Here is a 12,726-nt window from a genome sequence, read left to right on the forward strand (position 1 = left end):
ATGGATGCTTGGCCCCGCTGTCTGGAACGTCTCGAAGCCGAATTCCCGCCCGAGGACGTCCACACCTGGTTGAAACCCCTGCAAGCCGAAGACCGCGGCGACAGCATCGTGCTGTATGCGCCGAACGCCTTCATCGTCGACCAGGTCCGCGAGCGCTACCTGCCGCGTATCCGCGAACTGGTGGCGTATTTCGTCGGCAACGGCGAAGTGGCGCTGGCAGTCGGCTCCCGCCCGCGTGCGCCGGAACCGCAGCCGGCACCGATGGCCACGCCCAGCGCACCGGTTGCCGCGCCGATCGTGCCGTTCGCCGGGAATCTGGATTCGCACTACACCTTCGCCAACTTCGTCGAGGGTCGCAGCAACCAGCTCGGTCTGGCCGCCGCGATCCAGGCCGCGCAGAAGCCGGGCGACCGCGCCCACAACCCGCTGCTGCTGTACGGCAGCACCGGCCTGGGCAAGACCCACCTGATGTTTGCCGCCGGCAACGCGCTGCGCCAGGCCAATCCGGCCGCCAAGGTGATGTATCTGCGCTCGGAACAGTTCTTCAGCGCGATGATCCGGGCGCTGCAGGACAAGGCGATGGACCAGTTCAAGCGCCAGTTCCAGCAGATCGATGCGCTGCTGATCGACGACATCCAGTTCTTCGCCGGCAAGGACCGCACGCAGGAGGAGTTCTTCCACACCTTCAACGCGCTGTTCGATGGCCGCCAGCAGATCATCCTGACCTGCGACCGCTATCCGCGTGAGGTCGAAGGCCTGGAGCCGAGGCTGAAGTCGCGCCTGGCCTGGGGCCTGTCGGTGGCGATCGACCCGCCCGATTTCGAGACCCGCGCGGCGATCGTGCTGGCCAAGGCGCGCGAGCGCGGCGCCGAGATTCCGGACGACGTGGCGTTTTTGATCGCCAAGAAGATGCGCTCCAACGTGCGCGACCTGGAAGGTGCGCTCAACACGCTGGTGGCACGCGCCAACTTCACCGGCCGCTCGATCACGGTGGAATTTGCCCAGGAGACGCTGCGCGACCTGTTGCGCGCCCAGCAGCAGGCGATCGGCATCCCCAACATCCAGAAGACCGTGGCGGACTACTACGGCCTGCAGATGAAGGACCTGCTCTCCAAGCGACGCACCCGCTCGCTGGCGCGTCCGCGCCAGGTGGCGATGGCGCTAGCCAAGGAACTCACAGAACACAGCCTGCCGGAGATCGGCGACGCCTTCGCCGGCCGCGACCACACGACCGTGCTGCATGCCTGCCGGCAGATCCGCACGCTGATGGAGGCCGACGGCAAGCTGCGCGAGGACTGGGAAAAGCTGATTCGCAAGCTCAGCGAGTAAGCCGGCAACGGTCTTGACCGCCCGCTTGGAGAAAAGCGTGGAAACGTTGGGGTCAAATGCGGGAGAATCTGTGGATAACGTTGCCTCGCAGGTCGGGCGGAAAACTATCCACAGGTTTTACCGCCAGACCAGGGGCACTAGTCCAACGACTTTCAGGCGCTAATTTGTCTTTGGAAACAAACAGTTATGGTGGTTATCCGCTGAAAACGGCCCTACCATCACCACCAAGCTTTTGATTTATTCCATTATCTTTTGAAGCATAGGGGCACGGAACCACATGCGTTTTACACTGCAGCGCGAAGCCTTCCTCAAACCATTGGCCCAGGTGGTCAATGTGGTCGAACGCCGTCAAACCCTGCCGGTTCTGGCCAATCTGCTGGTGCAGGTCAAGGACGGACAGGTCTCCTTGACCGGTACCGACCTGGAAGTGGAAATGATCTCGCGCACGATGGTGGAAGACGCGCAGGACGGCGAAACCACGATTCCGGCGCGCAAGTTGTTCGACATCCTGCGTGCCCTGCCCGACGGCAGCCGCGTCACCATCTCGCAGACCGGCGACAAGGTCACGGTGCAGGCCGGGCGTAGCCGCTTCACCCTGGCAACGCTGCCTGCCAACGATTTCCCGTCGGTGGACGAAGTCGAAGCCACCGAACGGGTTGCGGTGCCGGAGGCGGCGTTGAAGGAGCTGATCGAGCGCACTGCGTTCGCCATGGCCCAGCAGGACGTGCGTTATTACCTCAACGGCTTGCTGTTCGACCTGCGCGAGGGCTTGCTGCGGTGCGTGGCCACTGACGGCCACCGTCTGGCGCTGTGCGAGACGGAGCTAGAAAAATCCGGCGGTGCCAAGCGCCAGATCATCGTGCCGCGCAAGGGCGTAACCGAGTTGCTGCGGTTGCTGGAAGCGGCGGACCGCGAAGTGGAGCTGGAAGTCGGTCGTAGCCATATCCGCGTCAAGCGTGGCGATGTGACCTTCACCTCCAAGCTGATCGACGGCCGCTTCCCGGATTACGAGGCGGTGATTCCGATCGGCGCCGATCGCGAGGTCAAGGTGGACCGTGAAGCGCTGCGTGCATCGCTGCAGCGTGCGGCGATCCTGTCGAATGAGAAGTACCGTGGCGTGCGGGTGGAAGTGTCGCCGGGACAGCTGAAGATCAGCGCACACAACCCCGAGCAGGAAGAAGCGCAGGAAGAAATCGAGGCCGACACCAAGGTCGACGATCTGGCCATCGGCTTCAACGTCAACTATCTGCTCGACGCGCTGTCTGCACTGCGCGATGAGCACGTGGTCATTCAGCTGCGCGATGCAAATTCGTCGGCACTGGTGCGCGAGGCCAGCAGCGAGAAGTCCCGCCATGTGGTGATGCCGCTGCGTCTCTGACGTCGCGTTCCACGTGGAACACGAAGAGCCCGGCGAAAAAGCCGGGCTTTTTCGTTTTGGAGGTCAAGATCGCTACGTTCGTTGCGGTGTAAGGCTTTGGGAGGCGTGAGCGTCCGTGGGCATCCGCTCGGCGCTGGTATTGGGTGCCCAGATGCGTCGGTGCCTTACCCGGAGCTACTTTGCCTTCGGGCATGAGCCTCAGAGCATCAATGCCGCACGTTTACCAAGCCAAGAACGGTTCGATAGACGCCACTCACGGGTAGTCAGACTTCGACGACCGGACAAGGGCGTTGGTTCGTTTGCTTGGATTGACGGGTGTGAGTTGGAACACGAGCGCTATCAAAAACTGGCATCAGCCCGGTGCGCTGCTGTCGTCAGCACGGATACTTTGCCCATCTGTGTTTCAGACATGCCCAAGGATCAGTGAGCTGTCTTGCCTAGGGAACGTGCCGCGTGCGATCGCTGTGCTCTGGGCAAGCAGGCAGCCTAACCGTGCCCTGTCGAGTTACGAAGGCTTTGTTGGCAGGTCCACGGGATACACGTGGAACAACGTGCTTTCTCCTCGTGTCACTCACCGCATTGGGACAAGCTGGTTTTGTCGCAGCTCCCGTGAGATTAATTGGTCATACACGTTGCGGTTTGTCGTCCAGCGAAGTCGCACTGACTGGAGTCAGCCTGAATCAGTTCATAAAAGACAAGGTGGTCCGCTCCGACCGAGTACGTACAGCTGCGCCTGGCGTGAGCGTCCTTGAGCCGGTTTTTGAGTTATGCACATCGCGCTTTGCTTTTAAATCTATAAATAATTTAAGAGCTTGGTGGTGATGGTAGGGCCAGATTTCGCCGGAAACTACCCTATGTGTTTGTTTTTAAATTACTTTTAGACCTCGAAACCCTGTGTCTAGACCCGTGTAGAGAGGTCGGCAACCTGTGGATAAGCGGGAGCGGCTGCTCGGGCCTGGTTTTTATCCACAGGTTGTCCCCTGCCTGTCCCTCGGGTCGCCTCACGTCTGCACGGGCAGGATCCGCATCGATCACGTATCCTCCGCTCCGACCGGGATGCCGGATCACAGCGCAGAGCAGACCGATCGATGCACGTAGTGCGGTTGTCCATCCATCGACTTCGTCGTTTCGAGACCGTCGACCTCCACCCCGCCAGTTCCTTGAACCTGCTCACCGGCGATAACGGCGCGGGCAAGACCAGCGTGCTGGAAGCGTTGCATCTGATGGCCTATGGCCGCAGCTTTCGTGGCCGTGTGCGCGACGGGCTGATCCAGCAAGGCGCTGGCGATCTGGAAGTTTTTGTGGAGTGGCGCGAAGGAACCGCCGCGACCGGGGAACGCACGCGGCGGGCGGGGCTGCGCCATAGCGGCCAGGAATGGACGGGGCGGCTGGATGGCGAAGATGTCGCCCAGCTGGGCGCCTTATGTGCCGCTCTGGCTGTCGTGACCTTCGAGCCCGGCAGCCACGTGTTGATCAGTGGCGGCGGCGAGCCGCGGCGGCGCTTCCTGGACTGGGGGCTGTTCCACGTGGAACCTGACTTCCTGGCGCTGTGGCGGCGCTATGCGCGAGCGCTCAAACAGCGCAATGCCTTGCTCAAGCAGGGCGCGCAGCCGCGCATGCTCGATGCCTGGGATCATGAACTCGCCGAATCCGGCGAAACGCTCACATCGCGTCGTCTTCGCTACCTGGAGCGCCTGCAGGAGCGACTGATTCCGGTCGCCACCGCAATCGCTCCGTCGCTCGGGCTATCCGCGCTGACGTTCGCACCGGGCTGGAAGCGCCATGAGGTGTCGTTGGCCGACGCGCTGCTATTGGCACGCGAGCGTGATCGCCAGAACGGCTACACCTCGCAGGGACCGCACCGAGCCGATTGGGCGCCAGCCTTCGATGCATTGCCGGGCAAGGATGCGCTCTCCCGCGGCCAGGCAAAGCTCACCGCCCTCGCCTGCCTGCTGGCGCAGGCCGAAGACTTCGCCCATGAGCGCGGCGAATGGCCAGTGATCGCTCTGGACGACCTGGGCTCGGAACTGGACCGCCACCACCAGGCACGCGTGTTGCAGCGCCTGGCGTCCGCGCCAGCGCAGGTGTTGATCACCGCAACCGAAATGCCGCCCGGTCTGGCCGAATCCGGCAAGCTGCTGCATCGGTTCCACGTGGAACACGGCAATGTGGCCGTGCTGACGCCCTCCGCGTAACCGTCGGCGGCGCAGGTGGGCCGACTGGTATAATTTCCGGGCTATCCCCCTTTTCCCACGGTGCGATGCGGCTCCTGCCGCCTGCGCCCGTGTTGTGGAGCTAACGGCACACGCATGACCGACGAACAAAACACCTCGCCCACCCCCAACGGCACCTACGACTCCAGCAAGATCACTGTGCTGCGTGGCCTGGAAGCCGTCCGCAAGCGCCCCGGCATGTACATCGGCGATGTCCATGACGGCACCGGCCTGCATCACATGGTGTTCGAGGTGGTCGACAACTCGGTCGACGAAGCCCTGGCCGGCCATGCCGACGACATCGTGGTCAAGATCCTGGTCGATGGATCGGTTGCGGTGTCCGACAACGGCCGTGGCGTGCCGGTCGACATTCATAAGGAAGAAGGCGTCTCCGCGGCGGAGGTGATCCTCACCGTTTTGCATGCCGGCGGCAAGTTCGACGACAACAGCTACAAGGTATCCGGCGGCCTGCACGGCGTGGGCGTGTCGGTGGTCAATGCGCTGTCCGAGCACCTGTGGCTGGACATCTGGCGCGACGGCTTCCACTACCAGCAGGAATACGCGCTGGGCGAGCCGCAGTACCCGCTCAAGCAGCTGGAAGCCTCGACCAAGCGCGGTACCACGCTGCGCTTCAAGCCATCCGTGGCGATCTTCAGCGACGTCGAGTTCCATTACGACATCCTGGCGCGCCGCCTGCGCGAGCTGTCGTTCCTCAATTCGGGCGTCAAGATCACCCTGATCGACGAGCGCGGCGACGGCCGTCGCGACGATTTCCACTACGAAGGAGGCATCCGCAGCTTCGTCGAGCATCTGGCGCAGCTCAAGTCGCCGTTGCACCCGAACGTGATCTCGGTGACCGGCGAGCACAATGGCATCGTGGTGGACGTGGCCCTGCAGTGGACCGACGCCTACCAGGAAACCATGTACTGCTTCACCAACAACATCCCGCAGAAGGATGGCGGCACCCACCTGGCCGGCTTCCGCGCCGCGCTGACGCGTGTGCTGAGCACCTACATCGAGCAGAACGGCATCGCCAAGCAGGCCAAGGTCGCGCTCACCGGCGACGACATGCGCGAAGGCATGATCGCGGTGCTCTCAGTCAAGGTGCCCGACCCCAGCTTCTCCTCGCAGACTAAGGAAAAGCTGGTCAGCTCGGATGTGCGTCCGGCGGTGGAAAACGCCTTCGGTGCGCGCCTGCAGGAATTCCTGCAGGAGAATCCGAACGAAGCCAAGGCCATCACCGGCAAGATCGTCGACGCCGCCCGTGCGCGCGAAGCCGCCCGCAAGGCGCGCGACCTGACCCGCCGCAAGGGCGCGCTGGACATCGCCGGCCTGCCCGGCAAGCTGGCCGACTGCCAGGAAAAAGACCCGGCGCTGTCCGAGCTGTTCATCGTCGAGGGTGACTCGGCAGGCGGCTCGGCCAAGCAGGGCCGCAACCGCAAGAATCAGGCGGTGCTGCCGCTGCGCGGCAAGATCCTCAATGTTGAACGCGCGCGTTTTGACCGCATGCTGGCCTCCGACCAGGTCGGCACCCTGATCACCGCGCTGGGCACCGGCATCGGCCGCGACGAGTACAACCCGGACAAGCTGCGTTACCACCGCATCATCCTGATGACCGACGCCGACGTCGACGGCTCGCACATCCGGACCCTGCTGCTGACCTTCTTCTACCGGCAGATGCCTGAGCTGATCGAGCGCGGCTACATCTACATTGGCCTGCCGCCGCTGTACAAGCTCAAGCAGGGCAAGAGCGAGCTGTATCTGAAGGACGATGCAGCGCTCAACGCCTACCTGGCCAGCAACGCGGTCGAAGGCGCGGCGCTGATCCCCGCCACCGACGAGCCGCCGATCACCGGCGAGGCGCTGGAAAAGCTGTTGATGCTGTTCACCAGCGCCAACGAGGCGATCGCGCGCAACGCGCACCGCTACGACCCGGCGCTGCTCACCGCGCTGATCGACCTGCCGCCGCTGGATGTGGACAAGCTGCAGGCCGAAGGCGAGGTGCATCCCACCCTGGATGCGCTGCAGGCGGTGCTCAACCGCGGCACCTTGGGCACGGCGCGCTACCAGCTGCGTTTCGACCCGGCTACCGATGGCGCCTCGGCGTCGCTGGTGGCGGTGCGCAGGCACATGGGCGAGGAATTCACCCAGGTGCTGCCGATGGGCGCGTTCGAAAGCGGCGAGCTGCGTCCGCTGCGCGAGGTCTCGCTTGCCCTGCACGACCTGGTGCGCGAAGGCGCGCAGATCGTGCGCGGCAACAAGACCCACCCGATCACCAGCTTCGCCCAGGCGCATGCCTGGCTGCTGGAAGAGGCCAAGCGCGGCCGCCAGGTACAGCGCTTCAAGGGCCTGGGCGAAATGAACGCCGAACAGCTGTGGGAAACCACGGTCAATCCGGACACGCGTCGCCTGTTGCAGGTGCGTATCGAAGATGCCGTGGCCGCCGATCAGATCTTCAGCACCTTGATGGGCGATGTGGTCGAGCCACGCCGCGACTTCATCGAGGACAACGCGCTGAAGGTGTCCAACCTGGACATCTGAGCCACCGTTGCCCGTCGGCGCACCGCTCAGGCGCTGCGCCGACGCCTGCGGTTTTTTCAGGACGACGATGAGCGCAGATCCTTCTTCGCGGCCGGTAACGACGCCGGCCGCCGGCACCGCCCCGCTGCTGCCGCCATTGCTCGGCTTCGGTATCGATGTGCTGATCGCCACCGGCCTGCTGCTGTCGCTGAGCGTGGCCGGGTTTGCGCTCTGGGGCGTGTTCCGCGGCGTCAGTGCCGTGCAGGCCGCCAAGGCGCAGGGCCTGACGCTGTCCTCGAGCGAGATCATGGCCACCATCGGCCAACCCGGCGTGCTGGTGCAATTGCTCACCGCGTTGGTCAGCACCGCCTCGCCGGCGCTGCTGCTGTATTACTGGCGCCGCCGTGCGACGGCAGACGAACACCGGGCCTCGCGCGCCGCTGCAAGGCGTGCCTCCACCTGGGGTTGGACCGCGCTGATCGCGGTTGGCGTGTTCCTGCTCAGCAATCTGGTCAGCGTCGCGGCGTCGGCGTTGGGCATCAAACCGGTGCCGACCAATCTGCCGCTGATGGAAGAAGCAATCAGGCAATGGCCGCTGGCGCTGGTGGTGTTTGCCGTGGCGATCGCCCCGGCGTATGAAGAATTGCTGTTCCGACGCGTCTTGTTCGGCCGCCTGCTCGCCGCTGGCCGGCCCTGGCTGGGCATCGCGCTGAGCAGCGCGATCTTTGCGCTGGTGCACGAAGTGCCCGGCGTCAGCGGCAACGGACCGGCTGCCATCGTGCAGCTATGGCTGGTCTACGGCGGCATGGGGGCGGCGTTCGCATGGCTGTACTGGCGCACCGGCACGCTATGGGCACCGATCGTGGCGCATGGCGTCAACAACGCCACCGCCCTGGCGGCGCTGTACTTTTTTGGCATCGGCTGAGCCGTTTGACGAAAAGTTAAGACGAGCCTGCCAAAATGCCCCCAGAGTTCAAGGGGGATTGAATGAAAGCCAGGCTGTTGATCGTTGTCGCCGTCTTTGCACTGACGGCATGTGCCACCACAACCTCGCCGACCGGCCGCCGACAGGTGGTGGGAGGCGTCACGCAGGACCAGCTCGACAAGCTTGGCGCCGAATCGTTCGCGCAGACCAAGGCCAAGGAAAAAGTCAGCACCGACGGCAAGCAGAACGCCTACGTGCAGTGCGTGGTCAATGCGCTGGTGGCGCAGCTGCCGCCGCAGTGGCGCGAAACCCGCTGGGAAACCGCGCTGTTTGTCGATAACGAAGCCAACGCCTTTGCGCTGCCCGGTGGCAAGGTGGGCGTGAACACCGGCATCTTCACTGTCGCCAAGACGCAGGATCAGCTGGCCGCCGTGCTCGGGCACGAAATCGGGCATGTGATCTCCCGCCATCACGAAGAGCGCATCACCCGCCAGCTCGGCGCGCAGACCGGTCTGGGCATCATCGGCGCGCTGGCCGGTGCGGCCTACGGCGACGGTGCCGCCAGTGCGGTCAACCAGGTCGGCGGGATGACCGCCCAGACCGTGTTCCTGCTGCCCGGCTCGCGCACCCAGGAAAGCGAGGCCGATGTGGTCGGCCAGCGGCTGATGGCCCAGGCCGGCTTCGACCCTGCTCAGGCAGTCACGCTGTGGCAGAACATGATGGCCGCCAGCGGCAATCGCCAGCCGCAGTGGCTGTCCACCCACCCCGACCCCGCCAATCGCATCCGCGAACTGCAGGCAGACGTCAATCAACTCGAACCGGTTTACCAGCAGGCGCGACAGGACGGGCGCGTGCCGCGTTGCGGCTGATTTCGCAGCGCTCACGTACCGAATGTCGCAACACAGCATGGAAACCGTTTTCGGGAACTGAGACTTTCTGCTAAGTTTGCCGGCTCAGATTTTTCGTACAGCGTTTATTCCGCTTTTCGTACCGCCCGACGGCGGCTCGTCCGAGGTGAAACATGAAACTGCTCAACCGCAAGCAAGCCCTGTTGTCCCTGTTCATCGCCGCGTCCCTGGGCGGGGCTGTCGTCACCGATGCTGTTGCGCAGTCGGATCGTTCGTCCGAGCGCGCCAGCCGCAAGTCCAAGAACAGCGGCAAGGCCGAAGAGTTGTATCCGCAGTCCACCCGCGCCGCGCCGACGATCAAGCCCTCCTCCAAGATGGGCAGCAAGCTGCAGAAGCTGATCGAAACCTTCAACAAGGGCGAAGACTTCCCCGCCGTGCGCAGCCAGGCCGACGAGATCCTCGCCAATGGCTCGGCCAATGAAGCCGACAAGGCGCTGGCGTCGCAGCTGGCCGCCCAGGCGGCGTACAACATGGACGACACCGCCGCTGCCAAGAAGTACCTGCAGCAGGCGATCGGCCTCAATGCGCTGGACAACAACGGCCAGTTCCAGTCGATGCTGATGCTGGCGCAGTTGCAGATGCAGGACGACCAGCAGGCCGAAGGCCTGGCCACGCTGGACAAGTATCTGGAAGAGAGCAAGTCGCAGCGTCCGGAAGACCTGATCCTCAAGGGCCAGGCGCTGTACCAGGCCGAGCGCTACAAGGAAGCCATTCCGGTGCTGAAGCAGGCCATTGCCGCCTCGCCCGAGCCGAAGGACACCTGGAACCAGTTGCTGATGGCGTCCTACGCCGAAGCCGGCCAGACCGGTGAAGCGGTGGCCGCTGCCGAAGCGCTCGCCGCCAAGACGCCGAACGACAAGAAGGCCCAGCTCAACCTGGCCAGCATGTATATGCAGGCCGACCAGATGGACAAGGCCGCCGCAGTGATGGACAAGCTGCGCGCTGCCGGGCAGTTGACCGAAGAAAAGGAGTACAAGCAGTTGTATTCCATCTACGCCAACACCGAGAACAAGGAAAAGGACGTCATCGCGGTCATCAATGAAGGTATGCAAAAAGGCATCCTTAAACCCGATTATCAGACATACCTTGCGCTGGCACAGTCGTATTACTACAGCGACGACGTGCCCAAGGCGATCGAGAATTGGCAAAAGGCCGCACCGCTTTCCAAGGACGGCGAGACCTATCTGAATCTGGCCAAGGTGCTGCATTCGGAAGGTCGCATCCCGGAGGCCAAGCAGGCCGCGCAGCAGGCAATCGCCAAGGGTGTCAAAAAACCTGATGACGCCAAGAAGATCATCAATCTGAAGTAAAAAAGAAAATAAACCCCCGAAATCCCTGTGTTTTTAGTGGTTACAGGACTCGGGATTGGTATAAGCTTGGGGGTTCCTGCGGTGTCAAAGCCGTCCGAAAACCTGGGGATCATCACAGTGATCCGGGGCCCCCACTGAAAGAGCCATTGGCGCATGACGGAACAACTCGTTATCCACAGGCATGACTATGATGCCGGGAACCAGGGTCTGAGCTGGGCCCGCATTATCGGCATTGCTTTCGTAATTGCCTTGCACCTCACTGCACTGATGATGTTGCTGATCCCTGCAGTGGCGCCGAAGGCTCCGGCAGAGAAGGAGCGCACCACCATGGTCACCTTGGTGGATGCACCGCCTCCTCCCCCGCCGCCGCCGCCGCCGCCGCCGCCGGAAGACAAGCCGCCACCGCCGGTCAAGAATCTGTCGCCGCCGAAGCCGTCACCGGTTCCGCCGCCGCCGGAAGCTCCGGTTGTCGATGTTCCCGAACCGCGTCCCAGCGATATCGTCACGCCGCCGAGCCCGCCGGCTCCGCCGCAACCGCCGAGTGACATCGGCGCCAGTGTCGATATCTCGTCCAAGAACATGAACCCGCCGAAGTACCCGCCGGCTGCATTCCGTGCCGGTGTCCAAGGTGAGGTCATCCTGATCGTGGATGTGGATGCCAACGGCAACGTGACCAATGTGTCGGTCGAAAAGTCCAGCCGCAACCGCGACCTTGACCGTGCCGCGATGGACGCAGCACGCAAGTGGAAGTTCAACGCCTCCACTGTCAACGGGCAGAAAGCCGCCGGACGTGTCCGCGTCCCGGTCAACTTTGCTCTGAACTGATCCCACGGGCCGGCCACGGTCGGCCCAGGATCCTGTCTTCCTTTCGCTCCACCCTTCATCACCACACACAACAAAGGTAAGCGTCATGCTGCAGGAATTCTTTATCGCCGCCGCTGCAGGGGGCTCCAATCCGTCGGCCGCCCTGTCGCAGATGGGCTTCGAGCACTTGATCACTGAAATGACGTCCAGCCCCGGCGATTTCGCCGTGTCCTGGGTCGTTCTGATCACCCTGATCGCCATGTCCGCTGCCTCCTGGTACTGGACTGTCATCAACATCTTCCGTGCCACCCGTCTGAAGAGCGCGGCTGACCGCGTCACCACTGCGTTCTGGGATGCCCCGAATGCACAGGATGCCATCCGCGCCATGGAAGAGCAGCCGGCTTCCGAGCCGTTCTCCAAGATCGCACTGGACGCAGCGCAGGCTGCTGCTCACCACCAGCGCGCCGAAGGCAGCACCGGTGGCCTGGGCGAGAGCCTGAGCCGTTCGGAATTCGTCGATCGCGCCCTGCGTCAGGCCGTGACCCGCGAAAGCACCAAGCTGCAGTCGGGCATGACCCTGCTGGCCACCGTCGGTGCGACCGCGCCGTTCGTCGGTCTGCTCGGTACGGTGTGGGGCATCTACGGCGCGCTGATCAAGATCGGTGCAACCGGTTCGGCCTCCATCGACGCCGTTGCCGGCCCGGTGGGTGAAGCGCTGATCATGACCGCGATCGGTCTGTTCGTCGCCATCCCGGCCGTGTTCGCGTTCAACTTCTTCTCCAAGGTCAACAGCTCGGTGATCGCCAAGTTCGACACCTTTGCCCACGACCTGCACGACTTCTTCGCCACTGGTTCGCGCGTTCGCTAATCCGTAGTAAAGAACGACTTCGCAACGATTTAGACGGAGCCCGTTATGGCCTTCAGTAGTGGAAACAGCGGTGGCCCGATGGCCGACATCAACGTGACGCCCCTCGTGGACGTGATGTTGGTGCTGCTGATCATCTTCATCATTACGGCACCGCTGATGTCCCATAAGGTCAAGGTGGAGCTGCCAGAGGCCAACCTGATCCAGAAGGAAGATGCGGAGAAACGCGCCGCGCCGATCACCCTGGCCGTCAAGGAAGACGGGTCGCTGTACTGGAACGACGAGCCGATTTCCAAGGAGGCCTTGGAATCGCGCCTGTCCACCGCCGCACAGCAGACACCGCAGCCGCCGCTCAATTTGCGTGGCGACCGCACGACCAAGATGCGTACGATCAACGAGATCACCAAGATCGCGCAGGGTCAGGGCATGTTGGACGTCGGCTTCGTCGCAACCAAAGAGAAGGGGCAGTAAGCC

At 63.3% G+C, this 12,726-nt stretch carries 10 protein-coding genes; all 10 read left to right on the plus strand.

The annotated features are described in order from the left end of the window. The 10 genes from dnaA to ABQ039_RS00050 all read left to right on the plus strand — a co-directional run bounded on the left by dnaA (position 1) and on the right by ABQ039_RS00050 (position 12,723). Complete coding sequence (gene dnaA, locus ABQ039_RS00005) at positions 1–1,329, plus strand: chromosomal replication initiator protein DnaA (RefSeq protein WP_024939149.1); 1,329 nt, start codon at positions 1–3, stop codon at positions 1,327–1,329. A gap of 277 nt (positions 1,330–1,606) precedes the next feature. Next, positions 1,607–2,707, plus strand: a complete 1,101-nt coding sequence (dnaN, locus tag ABQ039_RS00010) for a DNA polymerase III subunit beta (RefSeq protein ID WP_016901842.1) — start codon at positions 1,607–1,609, stop codon at positions 2,705–2,707. A 1,088-nt stretch (positions 2,708–3,795) separates the two neighbouring features. Next, complete coding sequence (recF, locus tag ABQ039_RS00015; RefSeq protein ID WP_046345195.1) at positions 3,796–4,902, plus strand: DNA replication/repair protein RecF; 1,107 nt, start codon at positions 3,796–3,798, stop codon at positions 4,900–4,902. Positions 4,903–5,016: 114 nt separating this feature from the next. Continuing rightward, positions 5,017–7,461, plus strand: a complete 2,445-nt coding sequence (gene gyrB, locus ABQ039_RS00020) for a DNA topoisomerase (ATP-hydrolyzing) subunit B (protein WP_016901840.1) — start codon at positions 5,017–5,019, stop codon at positions 7,459–7,461. A gap of 67 nt (positions 7,462–7,528) precedes the next feature. Further along, a complete protein-coding gene (locus ABQ039_RS00025) occupies positions 7,529–8,365 on the plus strand; it encodes a CPBP family intramembrane glutamic endopeptidase (RefSeq protein WP_126966904.1) in 837 nt (278 codons plus the stop codon). 62 nt (positions 8,366–8,427) lie between these two features. Then, positions 8,428–9,234: a M48 family metallopeptidase gene (locus ABQ039_RS00030; RefSeq protein WP_016901838.1), complete on the plus strand. Its 807-nt coding sequence runs from the start codon at positions 8,428–8,430 to the stop codon at positions 9,232–9,234. Positions 9,235–9,386: 152 nt separating this feature from the next. Beyond that, a complete protein-coding gene (locus ABQ039_RS00035; RefSeq protein ID WP_024939146.1) occupies positions 9,387–10,583 on the plus strand; it encodes a lipopolysaccharide assembly protein LapB in 1,197 nt (398 codons plus the stop codon). A gap of 267 nt (positions 10,584–10,850) precedes the next feature. Further along, positions 10,851–11,408, plus strand: coding sequence for an energy transducer TonB (locus tag ABQ039_RS00040; protein ID WP_024939145.1), 558 nt, complete (start codon positions 10,851–10,853; stop codon positions 11,406–11,408). A gap of 85 nt (positions 11,409–11,493) precedes the next feature. Beyond that, entirely contained in the window at positions 11,494–12,255 is a 762-nt protein-coding gene (gene exbB / locus ABQ039_RS00045) for a TonB-system energizer ExbB (protein ID WP_005912445.1), read from the plus strand. A 45-nt stretch (positions 12,256–12,300) separates the two neighbouring features. Then, entirely contained in the window at positions 12,301–12,723 is a 423-nt protein-coding gene (locus ABQ039_RS00050) for a biopolymer transporter ExbD (protein ID WP_011035268.1), read from the plus strand. Positions 12,724–12,726: the final 3 nt, after the last annotated feature.

This window comes from Xanthomonas sp. WHRI 6108, assembly GCF_040202385.2.
GTDB lineage: Bacteria > Pseudomonadota > Gammaproteobacteria > Xanthomonadales > Xanthomonadaceae > Xanthomonas > Xanthomonas arboricola.

Coding starts and splice junctions, on each gene's coding strand:
- dnaA (WP_024939149.1), top strand. CDS start 1: ATGGATGCTTGGCCCCGCTGTCTGGAACGTCTCGAAGCCGAATTCCCG.
- dnaN (WP_016901842.1), top strand. CDS start 1,607: ATGCGTTTTACACTGCAGCGCGAAGCCTTCCTCAAACCATTGGCCCAG.
- recF (WP_046345195.1), top strand. CDS start 3,796: ATGCACGTAGTGCGGTTGTCCATCCATCGACTTCGTCGTTTCGAGACC.
- gyrB (WP_016901840.1), top strand. CDS start 5,017: ATGACCGACGAACAAAACACCTCGCCCACCCCCAACGGCACCTACGAC.
- ABQ039_RS00025 (WP_126966904.1), top strand. CDS start 7,529: ATGAGCGCAGATCCTTCTTCGCGGCCGGTAACGACGCCGGCCGCCGGC.
- ABQ039_RS00030 (WP_016901838.1), top strand. CDS start 8,428: ATGAAAGCCAGGCTGTTGATCGTTGTCGCCGTCTTTGCACTGACGGCA.
- ABQ039_RS00035 (WP_024939146.1), top strand. CDS start 9,387: ATGAAACTGCTCAACCGCAAGCAAGCCCTGTTGTCCCTGTTCATCGCC.
- ABQ039_RS00040 (WP_024939145.1), top strand. CDS start 10,851: ATGATGTTGCTGATCCCTGCAGTGGCGCCGAAGGCTCCGGCAGAGAAG.
- exbB (WP_005912445.1), top strand. CDS start 11,494: ATGCTGCAGGAATTCTTTATCGCCGCCGCTGCAGGGGGCTCCAATCCG.
- ABQ039_RS00050 (WP_011035268.1), top strand. CDS start 12,301: ATGGCCTTCAGTAGTGGAAACAGCGGTGGCCCGATGGCCGACATCAAC.